This is a genomic window from Streptomyces formicae, assembly GCF_002556545.1.
GTDB classification, from domain to species: Bacteria; Actinomycetota; Actinomycetes; order Streptomycetales; family Streptomycetaceae; genus Streptomyces; species Streptomyces formicae_A.
In genome coordinates, this window is record NZ_CP022685.1 from 2,253,161 (window position 1) to 2,272,462 (window position 19,302).

A 19,302-nucleotide genomic window follows, 5' to 3' on the forward strand; every position below is an offset into this window, starting at 1 on the left:
CCGCTGTACGTGACGAGGGCCCCGCACCAGGTGGTGCGGGGCCCTCCCTCTCTCAGAAGCCGTCGCAGAGGGCAGTCGTGAAAGCCCCACTGGCCGTGGCCGTACGCGTCGCACCATCAACGGTGACTTCGCATCGCACCGAGCCTCCGGACGCCCCCGTGGTCACCACCAGAGACCCGCCCTTCACGAACCCCTTCGTCTTCTGCGTCTTCGACCACGGCGGATCCACACCGCTCACCTGGCTCTGCGACAGGTTGCCATCGCCGTACGCCGAGTACGTGATCGTGACGTCCTCCGCGTCGCCCGTGACCTCGTACTCCACGGTGACCTCACGCTTGGACTCCTTGTCAACCTCATGGCCGACGGCCGCGATGAACGCGGCACAGCCGCCCACCAGCAGGATCAGCAGCACCAGCAGAACCCAGGGCCACTTCCTGCGCTTCTTGTGCGGTGGGACGGGAGGCGTGGCCCAGCCCTGAGGGCCACCCTGCGGCGGGTACGCGGGAGGTGGGGACATCGTGGGCTCTCCGGGTGGCGAGGCGGCTCTCCTGCCGCCAGAATCACCGCCCACGGCCCCACTCACCAGCGGGACCGCCCCCGCGCGGCCCATTCGGGTGGACCTGGCCGCCTACCAGCGCCGATAAGCGCTGCCGTCCCGTTCCCGCACGAGCAGCCCATCCGTCACGCAATACCTCCGCAACGCCGCCGTGTCGTCGTGGACCGTGCGGAACGCGTCGTTGATCTCGCGTTCGCTGTAGCTGCGGTCGGCGTCGAAGAGGGTGTCCGTGAGGTGGACCAGGAGTTCGTGGCGGACCACGGGGCGGACCGGGATGGTGGTGAGGCGGCCGTGGGCGAAGAAGCCGGTGAGGCGGCGTGGCACGGTGGGGTGGGCGTCCACCTGGCCCGGTGCGCGGCGGAAGACGGCGGGGTCGGCGCGGAGCGAGCCGTCCGGGAGGCGTTCCACCAGGCCGTTGGCGAGCAGGCGGCCCAGGTGCTTGCGGGCGACGGGCGATTCCGCCTCGCGGGGCGGGAGTTCGTCGAGGACTATGCGCGCGTACAGCCGGAGTCTCTCCGGGTCGGCGAGCGCGGCGAGCAGCTGGTCCATGACGGGGTCCCTCCCGGCGGGTGACAGAGCCGAAGCAGTGTCACCCGCCGGGCGGTGCGCCCGCATCCCATTAACGCCCGCGCAGATCCCTGTACTTGGCCACCAGCGCCGTGGTCGACCCGTCCAGGTCGGGCACCTCCGCGCCCTCGGTGAGCGCGGGCTCGACGCGCTTGGCGAGGACCTTGCCGAGCTCGACGCCCCACTGGTCGAAGGAGTCGATGTTCCACACGGCGCCCTGCACGAACACCTTGTGCTCGTAGAGCGCGATGAGCTGGCCGAGCACCGAGGGCGTCAGCGACTTCGCGAGGATCGTCGTCGTCGGGTGGTTGCCCTTGAACGTCTTGTGCGGGACCAGCTCCTCCGCGACGCCCTCGGCACGCACCTCGTCCGGCGTCTTGCCGAACGCCAACGCCTGCGTCTGCGCGAAGAAGTTGGCCATCAGCAGGTCGTGCTGGGCGACCAGCCCCGGCAGCAGGTCGGCGACCGGCTCGGCGAAGCCGATGAAGTCGGCCGGGATCAACTTCGTGCCCTGGTGGATGAGTTGGTAGTAGGCGTGCTGGCCGTTGGTGCCCGGCGTGCCCCAGACGACCGGGCCCGTCTGCCAGCCGACCTCCTTGCCGTCCCGGCCGACGTACTTGCCGTTGGACTCCATGTCCAACTGCTGGAGGTACGCGGTGAACTTGGAGAGGTAGTGCGAGTACGGCAGGACCGCGTGCGACTGCGCGTCGTGGAAGTTGCCGTACCAGATCCCCAACAGGCCCATCAGCAACGGCACGTTGGACTCGGCGGGCGCGGTGCGGAAGTGCTCGTCGACGAGGTGGAAACCGTCGAGCATCTCGCGGAAGCGGTCAGGGCCGATGGCGATCATCAAGGAGAGACCAATCGCCGAGTCGTACGAGTAGCGCCCGCCGACCCAGTCCCAGAACTCGAACATGTTGGCCGTGTCGATGCCGAAGTCGGAGACCTTCTCGGCATTGGTCGAAAGGGCCACGAAGTGCTTGGCGACGGCGTCCTGATCCGCCTTCAGACCGGTCAGCAGCCAGTCGCGCGCGGACGTCGCGTTCGTGATCGTCTCGATGGTGGTGAAGGTCTTCGAGGCGATGATGAACAGCGTCTCGGCCGGGTCCAGGTCCCGCACGGCCTCGTGCAGGTCCGCACCGTCCACGTTCGACACGAAGCGGACCGTGAGGTCGCGGTCGGTGAAGGAGCGGAGCACCTCGTACGCCATCGCGGGACCGAGGTCGGAGCCGCCGATGCCGATGTTGACGACGTTCTTGATGCGCTTGCCGGTGTGCCCGGTCCACTCCCCGGAGCGGACGCGCTCCGAGAAGGCGCTCATCTTGTCGAGGACCGCGTGCACCGCGGGCACCACGTTCTCGCCGTCGACCTCGATCACGGCGTCCCGCGGAGCGCGCAGCGCCGTGTGCAGGACGGCACGGTCCTCGGTCGTATTGATCTTCTCGCCGCGGAACATGGCGTCCCGCAGCCCGAAGACGTCGGTCGCGGCGGCGAGCTCACGGAGCAGCGTCAGCGTCTCGCCGGTGACGAGGTGCTTGGAGTAGTCGATGTGCAGGTCACCGACCTGGAGGGTGTACGCCGTACCGCGCGCCGGATCCGCGGCGAAAAGATCGCGCAGCTGCACCTCCCCGAGCTGCTCGCGGTGCTTGCTCAGCGCCGCCCACTCGGACGTCTGGTCGAGCCTCGTGCGGCTATCTGCGTTCATCTCGGACTTCAGCCTTCTCTCGTACCCGCGTACGTCAATTACCCCGCTGCACTCTCCAACCTAATCGATCAGAGGGCGGTATGAGATGTCTGAAACCGTCTGTCCATACACGTACGGAGATAAGAAACCGGCCGGACACCTATTCGGTGTCCGGCCGATTCTCAAGTACTAGATCTCGCCCCGCAGTTTGGCGAGTGCCTCCGCGAGGATCGCCTCGCCGTCCGCGTCGCTGCGCCGCTCCCGCACGTACGCCAGGTGCGTCTTGTACGGCTCGGTGCGCGGCGGGTCCGGCGGGTTGTCCCGGTCCTGACCGGCCGGAAAGCCGCAGCGGGGACAGTCCCAAGTATCGGGAACCTGCGCGTCGCTGGCGAAGCTCGGCTGCGTCTCGTGCCCGTTGGAGCACCAGAAGGAGATGCGCAGTCGCGGCGCGGACTCACCGCGCTCGGCCTCGCCCATCGGCCCCGCCCCGACCCGACTTCCTCGGATCGCGTTGCCACTTGCCACGGTCGTAACTCCCTGCGTGATGGTGCTGCTGCGGGCGCCTCAGTTTACGTAAGGCCCAACGCGCGTCCAGCGTGGGGAGTTACACCCCACCCCGGACGCAAGCCCCATGATAAGCCGCGCACGCGAGCCCGCACCGGACAAGCGGACAGTGCCTGGCGCTAGTTGTTCGCCTTCATGAGCAGGCCCAGCGCGACAATGCACGCGAACCACAGCAGACCGACCACGACGGTGATGCGGTCGAGATTGCGCTCCGCGACGGAGGAACCACCGACGGACGACTGCATGCCGCCACCGAACATGTCGGAGAGACCGCCGCCCTTGCCCTTGTGCATCAGCACCAGCAACATCATCAGAGCGCTGAAGACGATCAGGGCGATCGAGAACCCCATAACCACGGCTGGACCAACTTCCTCGGATCTGAATCGACTCTGTATCGACGACGGGGGCCGGAGCCTCGGAAATTCGAAGCCGCCCGGCCCCCGCAAGGGTACGACGTATTGCCGCTAGCGCATACTCACTGGTCGCGGAAGCGCACGATCTTGACGAACTCGTCCGAGTCGAGGGCCGCGCCGCCCACCAGGGCGCCGTCCACGTCGGGCTGCGCCATGATCGCCGCGACGTTGCCGGACTTCACGGAGCCGCCGTACTGGATGCGCACCTTGTCGGCGAGCTCCTGCGAGTACAGCTCGGCGAGGCGGCCGCGGATCGCGCCGCACACCTCCTGCGCGTCCTCGGGGGTCGCGACCTCGCCGGTGCCGATCGCCCAGACCGGCTCGTAGGCGATGACGATGGACTCGGCCTGCTCGGCCGGGAGGTCCTTGAGGCCGCCGTCGAGCTGGTTCAGCGTGTACTGGACCTGCTGGCCCGCCTTGCGGATGTCCAGACCCTCGCCGATGCAGAGGATCGGGGTCAGGCCGTGCTTGTAGGCGGCCTTCACCTTGGCGTTGCAGATCTCGTCGGTCTCGTGGTGGTACTGACGGCGCTCGGAGTGGCCCACGGCGACGTAGGTGCACTTCAGCTTGGTCAGCATCGGGCCCGAGATCTCGCCGGTGTAGGCACCGGAGTCCTGCGCCGAGATGTCCTGGGCGCCGTACTTGATCTTGAGCTTGTCGCCGTCCACCAGGGTCTGCACGGAGCGCAGGTCGGTGAAGGGCGGCAGGACGGCGACCTCGCAGGCCTCGTAGTCCTTGTCCGCCAGGGCGAAGGCGAGCTTCTGGACGTGGGCGATGGCCTCGAGGTGGTTGAGGTTCATCTTCCAGTTGCCCGCCATCAGCGGGGTGCGCGTGGTCTTGTCAGTCATGAAGTGTCAGTTCTCCAGTGCGGCGAGGCCGGGGAGCGTCTTGCCCTCGAGGTATTCGAGGGAGGCGCCGCCGCCGGTCGAGATGTGGCCGAAGGCATTCTCGTCGAAGCCCAGGTTGCGGACGGCCGCGGCGGAGTCGCCGCCGCCGACCACGGTGAAGCCGTCGCAGTTGAGCAGGGCCCGCGCGACGGCGGCGGTGCCGTTCGCGTAGTCGGGGTGCTCGGCGACGCCCACGGGCCCGTTCCAGAAGACGGTCTCGGCGTCGGCGATCTTCTCGGCGAAGAGCTCGCGGGACTTGGGGCCGATGTCCAGGCCCTCCATGTTCGCGGGGATGCTGTCCGCGTCGACGGTCTCGAAGTCGGCCGGGGCCTTCGTCTTCAGGTCGGGGAAGTCCGTGGAGACCAGGACGTCGACGGGGAGGACGAGCTCGACGCCGTTCTTCTCGGCGCGCTCCATGTACTCCGTGACGACCGGGATCTGGTCCTCCTGGAGGAGGGAGATGCCGACCTCGTGGCCCTTGGCCTTGAGGAAGGTGTACGCCATGCCGCCGCCGATCAGCAGCCGGTCGGCCTTGCCGAGCAGCTCGTCGATGACGGCGAGCTTGTCGGAGACCTTGGCGCCGCCGAGGATGACGGTGTAGGGGCGCTTGACGTCCTCGGTGAGCTTCTTGAGGACGCCGACCTCGGTGGCGATCAGGTAGCCCGCGTAGTGCGGCAGCTTGGCCGGGAGGTCGTACACGGAGGCGTGCTTGCGGTGCACGGCGCCGAAACCGTCGCCTACGTAGACATCGGCGAGGGCGGCGAGCCGGTCGGCGAACTCGCCGCGCTCGGTGTCGTCCTTGCTGGTCTCGCCCGCGTTGAAGCGAAGGTTCTCGATGACGGCCACCTGGCCGGGCTGCAGGCCGTCCACGGCCTCGTGCGCGGCGGGGCCGACGGTGTCCTGCGCGAACGCCACGGGCGCGCCCAGGAGTTCAGCGAGCCGCTCGGCGGCGGGAAGGAGCGAGAAGGCCGGGTCCGGGGCGCCCTTGGGGCGGCCCAGGTGCGAGGCCACGACCACCTTGGCGCCCGCGTCGGCGAGAGCCTTGACGGTCGGCAGGACGGCGCGGATGCGGCCGTCGTCGGTGATGCTGCCCTCGGCGAGCGGCACGTTGAGGTCGGCGCGGACGAAGACCCGCTTGCCGTCGACCCCTTCGGCGAGAAGTTCGTCGATCGTCTTCATGTACTGGACTCCTAATTGGGCTGGCTCGGCACGCGACAGGGCCCGGACGGCGCGGCGTTGCGCGGCCCGGACCCTGTGCTCACATCGAGGTGCCTGCTCTGGTGATTAGAGCTGACCGCCGACGAAGACCGTGAGGTCGACCAGACGGTTGGAGTAGCCCCACTCGTTGTCGTACCAGCCGAGGATCTTCACCGTCTTGCCTTCCTGGACCATGGTCAGGGAGGAGTCGAAGGTGCAGGAGGCCGGGTCGCTCACGATGTCCGACGACACGATCGGGTCCTCGGTGTAGAAGAGGATGCCCTTGAGCGCGCCGTCGTCGGCGGCCTTCTTGAACGCGGCGTTGACCTCGTCCTTGGTGACCTCGCGCTGCAGGTCGACGACCAGGTCGGTGGCCGAACCGGTCGGGACCGGGACGCGCATCGCGATGCCGTCGAGCTTGCCCTTGAGCTGGGGCAGGACCAGGGCGGTGGCCTTGGCGGCACCGGTCGTGGTCGGAATGATGTTCTCGGCGGCGGCGCGGGCGCGGCGCAGGTCCGAGTGCGGGAAGTCCAGGATGCGCTGGTCGTTGGTGTACGCGTGGACCGTGGTCATCAGGCCCTTGACGATGCCGAAGTTCTCGTCGAGAACCTTCGCCATCGGCGCCACGCAGTTGGTGGTGCAGGAGGCGTTGGAGATGACGTGGTGGTTGGCCGCGTCGTACTTCTCCTGGTTGACGCCCATCACGATGGTGATGTCCTCGTCCTTGGCCGGAGCCGAGATGAGGACCTTCTTCGCGCCACCGGCGATGTGCTTCTCGGCGTCGGCCTTCTTGGTGAAGATGCCCGTGGACTCGATCACGATGTCGACGCCCAGCTGGCCCCACGGGATGTCGGCGGGGTTGCGCTCGGACAGCACCTTGATGGTGTGACCGTCGACGGTGATGGTGTCCTCGGTGTGCGACACCTCGGCCTTGAGGCGGCCCAGAATGGTGTCGTACTTCAGAAGGTGAGCGGTGGTCGCGGTGTCACCCAGGTCGTTGACAGCCACGATCTCGATGTCCGCACCCTGCTCGAGCAGCGCGCGGAAGTAGTTGCGACCGATGCGGCCAAAGCCGTTGATGCCTACGCGGATCGTCACGAACCGATCTCCTCGTTGGTACGCCGGTTTTAGACGCCGGCGAGTTGTATGGGATGTCCCCGACCGCCTCCGACCCTACCTCTCCAAGGGCTCCGAGGTGACATCGAGAGGGCCTCCGGGCGGCACTGTGGCCCGTACCCCCCAGTAGGAATACGGGCCACCGGGACCTTGGTCCCGATTACGCAGCGTCAGCCGCGCAGATGTGCCAGGGAGGCGCCCATAAGAGCGGCTCTTTCGGCACTTCCGGGCACCTGCTCGAACCCGAAGCCGAGGAGCACGCTGTCACGCGCTGTGACCGCCGCATAGGACCGGTAGAGCTCGCCGGTGCGGGCCCAGTCGCCCGTGACGTGGGGACTTCCGGCAGGGGCGGGAGCGACGCTCCAGGAGCCGAGCGACGTCTCGAATCCCTCGGTCTGGACCGCGTTGCCGCCGACGACCAGCTGCGCGTTGTCGGCGAAGAGGCCGCGGCCTCCGGTGGACGGGTCGGTGATGGCGCTGAGGGAGACCTCGATCTTCTTGCCCGCGTAGGCGCTGAGGTCGAAGGCGACCGGCTTCCAGCCGCCGGAGGAGCCGGTGAAGCTGTTCCAGGCGCCGGTGGTGCCCGAGGCCGTGCAGGCGCTCGCGCCGGGGGTCAGGTAGTGGCGCAGGAAGGGGTGGAGGTTGATGAGGAACCCGGCCTCGCACTCGGCGGGGACGGTGCTCTTGGAGTTGCCGTTCTTGTCGGGGAGCGTCGTCCAGTCGTCGGCGCCCGTGGTGTGCGCCTCCAGGACGCCGTGGTCGTAGCCGGTCTCCAGGTTCCAGTTCAGCGCGACCCGCAGCTCGGGCCGGTCGGCGGCCGTGACACCGGTCAGGTCGATGGTGTGGGTGAGCCGCTTCCAGTCCTGGTCCGCGTGGGTGGCCGAGGCCATGCCCTGTCCCTCGAAGGGCGCGTACGGGTTGGACAGGCCCGGGTAGGAGCCCGCCGCCGCGCTCTTGAACTGCGGGAACTGCTGCGCGGGCAGGTTGTCGGAGGTGACGGTGAAGCGGCCCGCCTTGTCCAGCGGGTTGGTGTCGGTGCCCGCGAGCGGGGTGTTCACCCCGGCCAGCGCACCGGTGCCGGCGAAGCTGGTGACGCCGGGCGCGTTCAGCCGCTCGTACGCGCCGAGGTAGTACTGCGCGAAGTCGTCGGTCAGCGCCTCGCCGAGGTCGACGTTGCCGCCGGTGCGCTCACCGGACTCGACGAGCTTGCCGCCCTCGTTGAGGTAGTCGCGCAGGGCGAGCTGGGTGGCGGCGCCGGGGACCGGGTCACCGGTGTAGTGCACGACGGCGGAGAAGTGCGACAGGACGCCGAGCGGGTGCGGTACGCCCTGCTTGGCCACGTCCCAGACAGCGGCGGTGCGGCCGTTCGCCTTCACCGCGTCGACGTACTTCTGGGTCTGCGTCGCGCTCGCGCCCTCCTCGGCGACGACGAGCGTGTCGGCCTTGGGCCGCTCGGCCACGGTGTACGTGAAGTGCGCGCTCTCGGTGCGGCCCTTCTTCGTACGGCCGGTGAACCACACCTCCACCTTGTCGCCCACGCGCGCGCCCTCGACCTTCGCGCGGTACTCGTCGAAGTAGAGGTTGTCGTCGCCTCCGTAGGTCTCGCCGCCCTTCCAGGGCTTGAGTCCCTCGTCCTGCGTACGGCCGTTGTTGACGCGGTACTTGAGCTTCTTGTCGCGCACCGACTTGCGGGCGGTGACGGCGACCTCCTGGTCCTTGCCGCGCGCGTACGACGTGGCGAAGGTGTCAGGGGTGAAGTCGGGGGCGTCGATGCCGGTGACGGAGACCGGCTGGTCGGGGTGGAGCGCCGTCTCGGCGACGGCGAGCGCGAAGGGCACGTTCTTCGCGAACTCCTGTTGGATCAGCTTCTCGTCGTCCGGGAAGGTGAAGACGGACGCGCAGTCCTCGGGCTTCCACGCGTCGTTCGGGTCGATGTTCGACGCGGTCTGGCAGGTGGACATCTCCGGGGTGAACATCGAGATGCCGTTGACGTTGCCCGCGTGGCCGTCGGCCTCGCCGTTGGTGGTGTAGAGCTCGGAGGAGACCTGCGGGTGGTAGCCGGGGATCGCGGGCTTCTCCGGCGTACCGGCCAGCGCCTTGTAGAGCACGTCGTCCGGGGTCGGCGTGGCGACCTGCCAGCCCACTCCGTAGAGGATGAGTTCGGCCGCGGAGTGGTAGTTGATGCCGTACGTGAAGCCGATGCGCTTCTCGAAGCGGTCGAGCGCCTTGGTCTCGGGCTCGGACATCGGTCCGGTGCCCCGGTAGGTCTCGTTCGAGGGGTCGGGGGACGAACCCTCGTTGTCGTAGCCCCACTTGTAGGCGAAGTTGCGGTTGAGGTCGACGCCGTCACCGGGAGCGATCTTGCCGTCGCCGTCGATGTCGCGCAGGTTCTTGCGCCACTGGCGGTTGCCGTCGGCGGCGTGCGTGAAGTCGTAGCCGTCGGGGTTGGCGGAGAGCACGAACCACAGCTCGGAGGAGTTCACGAGCTTGGTGATGCGCGGGTCCTTGCCGTAGTTGTCCAGGTAGTGGTGCATCAGGCGGCGGGTCATCTCGGGGGTGATCCACTCGCGCGCGTGCTGGTTGGACATGTAGAGCGTGGACGGCTTGGAGCCGTCCTTGGACTTCTTGGCGCCCTTGGAGATCTTGAGCGCGAGGATGTCCTTGCCCCGGAGCGTCTTGCCGATGGAGACGACCTTGGTGAGGTCGGGGTGGGCCTGGCCGGTCTTGACGATCTCCTCCTGGAGCCCGCCCTTGCCGCTGTAGGGCCGGAAGACACCGTCCCCCGCGGCCTTGAGCCGCTTCTCCGCCGCGGCGGAGACCTTCTGCTCGCTGAGCTCGACCCCCTGGCGTTCGACCGCCTTGGCCTGGCCCTCGGTCAGATAGACCTCGACGCGGGCGGTGCCGCTCTTCGGTGCCTGTCCGGCGAGTTCACGGGCGTCCTGGCCCGCCTCGATGAGGATCGGTATCTGCTTCTTGGTGACCTCGGCCTCGTACACCTTCACGGCCGCCGGGTCGTCGGCGGCCGGTTTCGCGGCGCCACTGGCCTGGGCGTGCGGTGCGGCGGCGAGGCCGCCGACGAGCAGTGCGCCCGCCGCGAGAACCGATCTCGCGCTCGCTCTTCGTCTCATGAGCCCCCCTTGCGGTTGTCCGGCACATTTGTGCGCGGACGCCAGGCTCGTGACACTTCATGATCATGTCAATATGGCGGGAAGGGGTACAAGGGGCGATCAAGACGGGCATACGTAGGCCGCCGGTGCCCTGGGGGACACCGGCGGCCTATGAGACGTACGTGACGTAGGCGACGAGCAGGATCAGACCGCCGCGCCTCGGACCGCCATGCCTCAGACCGCCATGTTGTCGGCGAGGCTGTCGGCGAGCTCGTCGCCCAGGTTCGACTCCGTGCCCGGGACGCCGAGGTCCTGGGCGCGCTTGTCGGCCATGGCGAGCAGGCGGCGGATGCGGCCCGCGACCGCGTCCTTGGTCAGCACCGGGTCGGCGAGCGCGCCCAGCTCCTCCAGGGATGCCTGCTTGTGCTCCATGCGCAGGCGTCCGGCGGCCGCGAGGTGCTCGGGCACCTCGTCGCCGAGGATCTCCAGGGCGCGCTGCACACGGGCGCCCGCGGCGACGGCCGCGCGGGCCGAGCGGCGCAGGTTCGCGTCGTCGAAGTTGGCCAGGCGGTTGGCGGTGGCGCGCACCTCGCGCCGCATCCGCCGCTCCTCCCAGGCGAGCACCGACTCGTGCGCGCCCAACCGGGTGAGCAGGGCGCCGATGGCGTCCCCGTCGCGCACGACGACGCGGTCCACGCCGCGCACCTCGCGCGCCTTGCTCGCGATCTGGAGCCTGCGGGCCGCGCCGACGAGCGCGAGCGCCGCCTCCGGGCCCGGGCAGGTGACCTCCAGGGAGGAGGAACGCCCCGGCTCGGTGAGCGAGCCGTGCGCGAGGAACGCCCCGCGCCAGGCCGCCTCGGCGTCGCAGGTGGCCCCCGAGACCACCTGCGGCGGCAGCCCTCTGATGGGACGGCCGCGGCCGTCCACGAGGCCCGTCTGACGCGCCAGCTGGTCGCCGCCCGCGACCACGCGCACCACGTAGCGCGAGCCGCGGCGCAGCCCGCCGGGCGCCATCACGATCAGCTCCGAGCTGTGCCCGAAGATCTCCAGGATGTCCCGCTTGAGCCGCCGGGCGGCCATCGCGGTGTCCAGCTCCGCCTCGATCACGATGCGGCCGCTCACCAGGTGAAGGCCGCCCGCGAAGCGCAGGATCGCCGAGACCTCTGCTTTCCTGCAGCAGGTCCGGGTGACGGGGAGCCGGGAGATCTCGTCCTTCACCGCTGCCGTCATCGCCATGGGCCGATCCTTCCATGCATCCGAAAAATACGGTCGTACGCGGCTGCCAGGAGCTCCGGATCGTGCCTCGGAGTCCCGTCGGGCCGGGCCACCGGCGCCAGCTCGACCGTGGCGCCGAACCGCTTCGCGGCATCGGTCAGTGACTCACGGTCGGGCACGGCGGCCTCGTCGGCCAGCACCACGTCCAGGGCGAGTTTAGGGGCGTGTCGGGCCAAAACCTCCAAATGACGCTGCGGAGAGAAGCCATCGGTTTCTCCGGGTTGCGGAGCGAGGTTGAGCGAGAGGACCTTGCGGGCCTTCGTCTCGTTCAGCGCGTCGAGCAGTTCGGGCACGAGCAGGTGCGGGATCACCGAGGAGAACCAGGACCCCGGACCGAGCACCACCCAGTCCGCGTCGAGGACGGCGGCGACCGCCTCGGGGACGGCGGGCGGGTCGTGCGGGACGACGTGCACGGACTGCACCTCGCCCGGGGTGAGGGCGACCGTGGCCTGCCCCCGCACCGTGTCCACGTCGTCGGGTCGCTCCGGGTCGTGGCCCTTGACCAGGGCCTGGAGTTCGAGCGGCACGGCCGACATGGGAAGGACCCTGCCCTGCGCGCCGAGCAGGCGGCCGACCAGATCGAGCGCCTGGACGTGGTCGCCGAGCTGCTCCCAGAGGGCGACGATCAGGAGATTGCCGACCGCGTGTTCGTGCAGGTCGCCCTTTGACTGGAAACGGTGCTGGATGACGCGGGCCCAGGTCTGGCCCCAGTCGTCGTCGCCGCACAGCGCCGCGAGGGCCTTGCGCAGGTCCCCGGGCGGCAGCACGCCGAGCTCGTCGCGCAGGCGGCCGCTGGAGCCGCCGTCGTCGGCGACCGTGACGACGGCGGTGAGGTCTCCGGCTCCGGTGATCCGGCGCAGCGAGGCGAGCGAGGCGGACAGGCCCATGCCCCCGCCGAGCGCGACCACCTTCGGCTGGGTGCCCCGCTTGCGGCCCAGACGGCTCAGGCGGACGGTCCGGCGGGTCGGCTTCACTCGCGCCCCATGTCCCGGTGGACGATGACGGTCTCCACGCCCTCGGACGCGAGGCGCGCCGCGAGCTTCTCCGACATGGCCACCGAGCGGTGCTTGCCGCCCGTGCAGCCGACCGCGATCGTCACGTACCGCTTGCCCTCGCGGCGGTAGCCCGCGGCGATGAGCTGGAGCAGCTCGGCGTACCGGTCGAGGAACTCCTTGGCGCCGGGCTGGTTGAAGACGTACGCCGCCACCTCCTCGTTCTGGCCGGTGTACTGGCGCAGCTCGGGGACCCAGTGCGGGTTGGGCAGGAAGCGCATGTCCACGACCAGGTCGGCGTCGACCGGCAGGCCGTACTTGAAGCCGAAGGACATGACGGTGGCCCGCAGCTCGGGCTCCTCCTCGCCCGCGAAGGAGGCGTCCATCTTGGCGCGCAGCTCGTGCACGTTCAGGCTGGAGGTGTCGATCACCAGGTCGGCGTCGCCGCGCAGCTCGCGCAGCAGGTCACGCTCGGCCTCGATGCCGTCGACGATGCGTCCGTCGCCCTGGAGCGGGTGCGGGCGGCGCACCGACTCGAAGCGGCGGACCAGGGCCTCGTCGGAGGACTCCAGGAAGACGATGCGGCGCGTGACGTTCTTCGACTCCAGCTCGGCGAGGGACTCGCGGAGGTTGTCGAAGAAGCGCCTGCCGCGGACGTCGACGACCACGGCGATGCGGGCGACGTTGCCCTGCGAGCGGGCGCCGAGCTCCACCATGGTGGGGATCAGCGCGGGCGGCAGGTTGTCGACCACGAACCAGCCGAGGTCCTCCAGGCACTTGGCCGCCGTGCTGCGGCCCGCGCCGGACATGCCGGAGATGATCACCAGCTCCGGGATCGCCGCGTCCGGCACCGCGGGCGTCTCGCTGGGCATGCCCGTACTCACTTGCTCTCCACCTTCGTCGTGCTCGCTCATGTCTCCTGCCCCCGTCGTTCCTCCGAGGAGCCCGCGGTCACGGACTCCTCCTCTTCCATGATCTCTCCGGTCGCCGTGTTCACGGCGGGTGCGGCGGGTGCCGCCTGGGCGAGGGCCACCACGATGGCCTCGGCCGTCTTGCGGCCTATGCCCGGTACCTCGCAGATCTGGTCGATTGTCGCGGATCGAAGCTTCTTCACCGAACCGAAGTGCTTGATGAGTGTCTGCTTGCGCGCGTCGCCGAGGCCGGGCACGGCGTCCAGCGGGCCCGCCCTGAAGCGCTTGGCGCGCTTGGCGCGCTGGTAGGTGATGGCGAAGCGGTGGGCTTCGTCACGCACGCGCTGGAGGAGGTAGAGCCCCTCGCTGGTGCGCGGCAGGATCACCGGGTCGTCCTCGCCGGGGACCCAGACCTCCTCCAGGCGCTTGGCCAGGCCGCAGACCGCGATGTCGTCGATGCCGAGCTCGTCGAGGGCCTTCTGGGCGGCCGCGACCTGCGGCTGGCCGCCGTCGACCACGACGAGCTGGGGCGGGTAGGCGAAGCGCTTGGGGCGGCCGTCCTCCTCGGTCAGTCCGCCGTTCGCCGGGACCTCGCCGCTCTCCTCGGCGTCCTCGGGCGACCACTCCCCCGTCTTCTCCTTGTCCGCGAGGTAGCGCTTGAAGCGGCGCGTGATCACCTCGTGCATGGAGCGGACGTCGTCCTGGCCCTCGAAGCCCTTGATCTGGAAGCGGCGGTACTCGCTCTTCCTGGCGAGGCCGTCCTCGAAGACGACCATCGAGGCGACGACGTCGTCGCCCTGGAGGTGCGAGATGTCGTAGCACTCGATGCGCAGCGGGGCGCCGTCGAGATCCAGGGCGGCGGCGATCTCCTCCAGCGCGCGCGAGCGCGTGGTGAGGTCGGAGGCGCGCTTGGTCTTGTGCAGGACGAGGGACTGCTGGGCGTTGCGCGCGACGGTCTCCATGAGGGCCTTCTTGTCGCCGCGCTGCGGGATGCGCAGCGAGACGTTCGCCCCGCGGCGCTCGGTCAGCCACTCCTGGACCGGCTCCAGCGGGTCCGGCAGCGCGGGGACGAGGACCTCCTTGGGCACCGCGTCGCCGCGCTCCTCCCCGTAGAGCTGCTGGAGCGCGTGCTCGACGAGGTCGCCGCTGGTGACCGCCTCGACCTTGTCGGTGACCCAGCCGCGCTGGCCGCGCACGCGGCCGCCCCGGACGTGGAAGATCTGGACGGCGGCCTCCAGCTCGTCCTCGGCGAGGGCGATCAGGTCGGCGTCGGTGGCGTCGGCGAGGACGACGGCGCTCTTCTCCATCGCCTTCTTGAGCGCCTCTATGTCGTCGCGCAGGCGCGCCGCACGCTCGTACTCCATCTCCTCGGCCGCGTCCGCCATCTGGCGCTCCAGACGGCGGATGTACGTCCCCGTGCGGCCCGCCATGAAGTCGCAGAAGTCCTCGGCGAGTTCGCGGTGTTCCTCGGGGGTGACGCGCTCCACGCAGGGGGCCGAGCACTTGCCGATGTAGCCGAGCAGGCAGGGGCGGCCCGTGCGCGCCGCGTTCTTGAACACGCCCGCGGAGCACGTGCGTACGGGGAAGGCGCGAAGGAGCAGGTCGACCGTGTCGCGGATCGCCCAGGCGTGGCCGTAGGGGCCGAAGTAGCGCACGCCCTTCTTCTTCTGGCCGCGCATCACCTGCACGCGCGGGAACTCCTCGTTCATCGTCACCGCGAGGTAGGGATAGCTCTTGTCGTCGCGGTACTTGACGTTGAACCGGGGGTCGAACTCCTTGATCCAGGAGTACTCCAGCTGGAGGGCCTCGACCTCCGTGGTGACCACGGTCCACTCGACGGACGCGGCGGTCGTCACCATGGAGCGCGTGCGCGGGTGGAGATTGGCCAGGTCCTGGAAGTAGTTGGCCAGGCGCTGGCGCAGGCTCTTGGCCTTCCCGACGTAGATCACCCGGCGGTGCTCGTCGCGGAATTTGTAGACCCCCGGGGCGTCGGGGATCTGTCCCGGCTTGGGGCGGTAGCTGGAAGGGTCGGCCATGTCGGACAGCCTACTGGCGAGGGGTGACAGTGCGGGTCAGCGTCCGCTTCAGCCGGCCCGGACCATGATCACGTCGCCCGGTTCGAGCCGGTCGTGGAGCCAGCGGGCGTCGTCCGTGCGCAGGCCGATCCAGCCCCGGGTGATGTCCCTGGTGCCCGGCGCCTTCTCGTCGTAGGTCAGCGCGACGAGGTAGTTGGCGCGGCCTTCGGGGGTGCGCAGCTCGACGACCCAGGGCAGCTTCAGGTCGTACTCGCCGCCGAGGCCGGTGTCCCCCGCGGGCATGCGCTTCTCGCGGTGGACGGCGGTGACCGTCATCCGGCCTGTGGGGGTGGGGTGTTGGGCACTGCCCGCGGAGACCGGCAGGGTCCTGCCGTCGACCGTCATCCGGTGCCTGTCCAGGTCGAGGGTGGCGACGACCTTGCGGTGGCCTTGGGTGGCGACGGGTGCCGGGGTCCTGTCGGGGCGGCTGTCGGAGCCGGAGAGCAGGCCGACGGTGACGGTCACCGCCACGGCGGCCGTGACCAGGGCACCTCCCGCGACCGCGGTACGGCGCCTGCGGCGGCGCAGCACCGCGCGGCGGCGGATCTCCGCGCCGGGCACCGGAGGGGGCGTGCGGTGGTCGGCCGCGAGGTCGTGGAGCGCGGCACTCAGGTCATCGGACACGGCCGTCCTCCTTCGCGCTCCGCTCGTCGCCGCCTTCCGGCTCCGCGGACAACCGCGCGGCGAGCGCCGCCCTGCCGCGCGAGAGGCGGGCCTTGACCGTCCCGACGGGCGAGCCGGTCTCGGAGGCTACCTGCTCCACGCTCAGGTCGCACAGGTGGTGCAGCACGACGGCCGTGCGCTGCGCCTCGGGGAGGGTGCGCAGCGCCTGGACGAGGGCGGTGTGCTCGGGCCCTGGACCGGGGACGCGGTCGGCGGGCGGGTTCCTGCGCACCAGGTCGAGCCAGCGCCTGGCCCGGCGCCAGCGGCTGACCGCCAGGCGCAGGGCAACGGTGCGGATCCACGCCTCGGGCGCCTGGTCCGCGAGGAAGCTGTCGCGGCGGTCCCAGGCCCGCACGAACGCCTCCTGGACGACGTCCTGCGCTTCGCCGTGGTCCCCGGTCAGGGCGTACAACTGGCCGACCAGGCGCGGGAAGGCGGCGGCGTAGAACGCGTCGAACTCGTCCTCCGTCATGCCCCCGCGCCCCCGTCCGGCCCGGCCGGATCACGTGATCGGAAATTCCCGCGTCTCGTCCGCAACCCGCGGCCTCCCCCGTGCGTACAGGTCGCGTACGCCGAAACGTCGCGTACATCGAAGCACAGCCCAGGGGGAGCGATGACCACAGGAATCACGATGAGACGCGCCACGCGCGCGTGGAGCGCGGCCGCGCTCTGCTCGCTGGTGCTCGCGGGCTGCTCCGCGGGCGGCGGCACGGACGAGCGGGCGGCCGACCCGAAGCCCGCGCCCACGACGGCGGCGGACCGGGGCACGTCGGGGAAGAAGAAGGCGGCGCCCAAGCCCGTCGCGGAGCCCGCCGCGCTCAAGGGCGCGCGGCTCAACGTCACGGACGGGCAGACCGTCGGGGTGGGCATGCCGGTGTCGCTCACCTTCGCCAGGCCGGTGCCGGTCGCCGAGCGGGCCTCGGTCGAGCGACGGCTCAAGGTGACGGCACGGCCCGGCGTCACGGGGTCGTGGAGCTGGGTCAAGGACCGCAACCTGCACGACGGGCAGCGCGTGGACTTCCGTCCGCGCGAACCGTGGCAGCCCGGCACGAAGGTCACCGTGCGGGCGGGCGCGGGGACGACGAGGACGTTCGCGGTGGGCCGCTCGCTGGTCGCCACCGTGGACGTGCGGACCCACACGATGACGGTGGTGAAGGACGGCAGGACCCGCCGGGTGAAGGTCACCGCGGGCGCGCCGGGCATGGACACCTGGAACGGCACGATGGTCGTCCTCGACAAGCAGTCGCGGGTGCTCATGGACTCCCGGACCGTGGGCTACGGAAAGGCGTACAAGGACTACTACAACTACGCGGTGCACCTGACGACTTCGGGGACCTACCTGCACGAGAACCCGAACGCGAACGCCACGGCGGGCGAGCGCAACGTCACGCACGGCTGCATAGGTCTGGCCACCGACGGGACCGCGCGGCGCTTCTACGACGAGGTGATCCCCGGGGACATCGTGCGGGTGGTCGGCTCCAAGGAGACCGTGGCGACGGGCAACGGCTACGGGAACTGGAACGTGGGCTGGAAGGAGTGGCGTGCGGGCAGCGCCCTGAGCTGACGCACGGGCACACAGGCGCACAGGGGGGAGCGGCGACCGGCGTCCCGGTCGCCGCTCCCCCGTGCCGGGTCAGCCCTGTCGGCGCGCCGCGCGGCGCCGCACGAGGGCCGTACCCGAGATGCCGAGGGCGAGCAGCGCGCCCGCCCCCGCTATCGAGGAGGCCACCGTGACCGGGCCCTGCGCGGGTTCCTGTGCGGACTCCTGAGCGGGCTTCCGCACGGGCTTCGGGGTGTCGTAACCGCCCGCCTTGCCCGACTTCTCGTACGCCGAGCCCGGCAGCTTGTCGCCGTACGCCTTCTGGACGCGCTTGCGGTAGGCGGCGACCGAGGTGCCTTCCGCGCCCACCGCACGCACCGCGTCCTTGTCGAGCGGCAGCACGCGCGCGTGGTCCCCGTCCTGGACGTACCAGGCGTTGATCTGCGGCTCGTGGAAGACGGTGCCTCCCGGGACCTTCTCCGCGCCTACGCGCGCGTAGTGGGTCTCGTCGTCCCCGGTGGCGATGTTCACGACCTGCCAGTCGCCGCCCTCCTTGACGGTCCACAGGGACGCTTCCTGGCCGTCGGAGGAGACCGCCTTGCTGGCGAGGAACTCCAGGCGGGCGATCGACGCGCCCTTCTTGCCCGCGACGAAGTCCGGGGAGAGGTAGTACACGGGCACGGCCCGGCCCTGGATCCGCGGCTGTGCCGCGGCCTTGGTGACCGCTCCCTCGCGGGCGAAGAAGCGGGAGAGCGTGTCGAGGGTCCCTGGCGCGGCGGCCGCCTCGTGCGCGGCGTCGCGGGAGGCCGCCGAGGGGGCGGCGGGGCCCGAGTCGGCGGTGGCGGCGGGGGCCGCGACGCCGAGCACGAGGGTCGCGGCGCTACCGGCGAGCACCGCCTTCAGGAGGTGGCGGGGAAGCTGACGGGTCATCGCTCTCACGCCCCGATCCGGTAGAGCGAGTGGGTCCAGGAGAAGGTGTTGTTGTCGGTGTACCAGGCGTGCGAGGCCCAGTTGTAGCGGTCGTTGGAGGGCCAGGGATCGCCCCAGTAGACCCAGCTGTTGGCGTCGTCGTAGCCGTAGATGACGTGCATGTGACCGCCGCCGTTGGACCACTGGATGCGGGTCTCGACAGGGCGGCCCGCGTTGATCTCCGCCTGTACGGTGGGGTAGCGCAGCCAACCGGTCACGTACGAGCCCGAGTTGATGCCCGCCCAGCGCAGACCGGTCTGCACGTTGCCGAGCGTGGCCTGGTTGTTGGGGCACTCGGTGTTCTGGTTGCGACCGAAGGCCGCGTTGCAGAATTGGTTCTGGCTGTAGTTGCGGCCCATGAAGGTGGCGATGGTGTTGCCCGCCGCGGCCCAGCACCAGTTGGTCTTCTGCTGGGCCTGCATGGTGATGTTCAGGCGCTTGGCGGCGAGTACGGACGGGTCGGCCGCGGCCGTGGCGGTCGTCGCCCGGTGTGCGGGGGCGGGGTCGAGCGGGGCGGCCGCGGCGGCGGCGGTGGGAGCGGCGAAGAGCGCGGCCGCGACGACGGCGACGGCGGAAAGGCGTCTCCGTCTGCCGGGACTGCTCTTCGTGCTGTGTGAGTGGCGCATCGCGTTCCTCCCGAGCGGGGTGGGGTTGGAGGAGCGCGTCCGGACGCTGCGATTGAGCATCGAGTGTTGTCGAGTGCAGGTCAACACGCTTCAATGCGGAATGACTTGGGACGTGAACGGCGGCGTACGGATGTGAACACGGGTCGTGCGCCGACCTGGC

Annotated in this window: 18 protein-coding genes; 1 reads left to right on the forward strand and 17 read right to left on the reverse strand. The window is 70.1% G+C overall.

Features of this window, described 5'->3' with window-relative positions; genetic code table 11:
* Positions 1–52 precede the first annotated feature (52 nt).
* The 15 genes from KY5_RS41365 to KY5_RS09465 form a co-directional block, all read right to left on the reverse strand.
* Entirely contained in the window at positions 53–517 is a 465-nt protein-coding gene (locus KY5_RS41365) for an MmpS family transport accessory protein (RefSeq protein WP_159072504.1), read from the reverse strand.
* A gap of 111 nt (positions 518–628) precedes the next feature.
* Positions 629–1,105 carry a DUF2087 domain-containing protein gene (locus KY5_RS43215; RefSeq protein ID WP_098241799.1) on the reverse strand — a complete coding sequence of 159 codons (477 nt, stop codon included), beginning with the start codon at positions 1,103–1,105 and terminating at the stop codon, positions 629–631.
* Between the two features lie 70 nt (positions 1,106–1,175).
* Entirely contained in the window at positions 1,176–2,828 is a 1,653-nt protein-coding gene (gene pgi, locus KY5_RS09405) for a glucose-6-phosphate isomerase (protein ID WP_098241800.1), read from the reverse strand.
* 168 nt (positions 2,829–2,996) lie between these two features.
* Positions 2,997–3,332: an RNA polymerase-binding protein RbpA gene (locus tag KY5_RS09410; protein WP_003957010.1), complete on the reverse strand. Its 336-nt coding sequence runs from the start codon at positions 3,330–3,332 to the stop codon at positions 2,997–2,999.
* Between the two features lie 158 nt (positions 3,333–3,490).
* Positions 3,491–3,721: a preprotein translocase subunit SecG gene (secG, locus tag KY5_RS09415; protein WP_030784160.1), complete on the reverse strand. Its 231-nt coding sequence runs from the start codon at positions 3,719–3,721 to the stop codon at positions 3,491–3,493.
* 125 nt (positions 3,722–3,846) lie between these two features.
* Positions 3,847–4,632: a triose-phosphate isomerase gene (tpiA, locus tag KY5_RS42470; protein WP_055543902.1), complete on the reverse strand. Its 786-nt coding sequence runs from the start codon at positions 4,630–4,632 to the stop codon at positions 3,847–3,849.
* Positions 4,633–4,638: 6 nt separating this feature from the next.
* Entirely contained in the window at positions 4,639–5,850 is a 1,212-nt protein-coding gene (locus KY5_RS42475; protein ID WP_098241801.1) for a phosphoglycerate kinase, read from the reverse strand.
* Positions 5,851–5,955: 105 nt separating this feature from the next.
* Positions 5,956–6,966 carry a type I glyceraldehyde-3-phosphate dehydrogenase gene (gap, locus tag KY5_RS09430; protein WP_098241802.1) on the reverse strand — a complete coding sequence of 337 codons (1,011 nt, stop codon included), beginning with the start codon at positions 6,964–6,966 and terminating at the stop codon, positions 5,956–5,958.
* A gap of 188 nt (positions 6,967–7,154) precedes the next feature.
* Entirely contained in the window at positions 7,155–10,112 is a 2,958-nt protein-coding gene (locus KY5_RS09435; RefSeq protein WP_098241803.1) for a M14 family metallopeptidase, read from the reverse strand.
* A gap of 213 nt (positions 10,113–10,325) precedes the next feature.
* Positions 10,326–11,327, reverse strand: coding sequence for a DNA-binding protein WhiA (gene whiA / locus KY5_RS09440; RefSeq protein ID WP_098241804.1), 1,002 nt, complete (start codon positions 11,325–11,327; stop codon positions 10,326–10,328).
* Positions 11,318–12,340, reverse strand: coding sequence for a gluconeogenesis factor YvcK family protein (locus KY5_RS09445; RefSeq protein ID WP_234362671.1), 1,023 nt, complete (start codon positions 12,338–12,340; stop codon positions 11,318–11,320). The genes whiA and KY5_RS09445 overlap by 10 nt, the downstream gene beginning before the upstream one ends.
* Complete coding sequence (gene rapZ, locus KY5_RS09450; protein WP_098241805.1) at positions 12,337–13,272, reverse strand: RNase adapter RapZ; 936 nt, start codon at positions 13,270–13,272, stop codon at positions 12,337–12,339. The genes KY5_RS09445 and rapZ overlap by 4 nt, the downstream gene beginning before the upstream one ends.
* On the reverse strand, positions 13,269–15,305 hold the full coding sequence (gene uvrC, locus KY5_RS09455) for an excinuclease ABC subunit UvrC (protein WP_098241806.1): 2,037 nt from the start codon (positions 15,303–15,305) through the stop codon (positions 13,269–13,271). Before uvrC ends, rapZ begins: the two co-directional genes overlap by 4 nt.
* Before the next feature lie 48 nt (positions 15,306–15,353).
* Positions 15,354–15,968 carry a L,D-transpeptidase gene (locus KY5_RS09460; protein ID WP_098241807.1) on the reverse strand — a complete coding sequence of 205 codons (615 nt, stop codon included), beginning with the start codon at positions 15,966–15,968 and terminating at the stop codon, positions 15,354–15,356.
* Positions 15,958–16,479, reverse strand: a complete 522-nt coding sequence (locus KY5_RS09465) for a SigE family RNA polymerase sigma factor (RefSeq protein WP_098241808.1) — start codon at positions 16,477–16,479, stop codon at positions 15,958–15,960. The genes KY5_RS09460 and KY5_RS09465 overlap by 11 nt, the downstream gene beginning before the upstream one ends.
* A gap of 159 nt (positions 16,480–16,638) precedes the next feature.
* Here KY5_RS09465 and KY5_RS09470 point away from each other — a divergent pair, with 159 nt between their 5' ends.
* Positions 16,639–17,571 carry a L,D-transpeptidase gene (locus KY5_RS09470; RefSeq protein ID WP_234362672.1) on the forward strand — a complete coding sequence of 311 codons (933 nt, stop codon included), beginning with the start codon at positions 16,639–16,641 and terminating at the stop codon, positions 17,569–17,571.
* A gap of 69 nt (positions 17,572–17,640) precedes the next feature.
* On the opposite strand, the gene KY5_RS09475 is transcribed toward KY5_RS09470, so the two are convergent.
* A complete protein-coding gene (locus KY5_RS09475) occupies positions 17,641–18,477 on the reverse strand; it encodes a hypothetical protein (RefSeq protein ID WP_098241810.1) in 837 nt (278 codons plus the stop codon).
* 5 nt (positions 18,478–18,482) lie between these two features.
* Entirely contained in the window at positions 18,483–19,142 is a 660-nt protein-coding gene (locus KY5_RS09480; protein ID WP_098241811.1) for a papain-like cysteine protease family protein, read from the reverse strand.
* Positions 19,143–19,302: the final 160 nt, after the last annotated feature.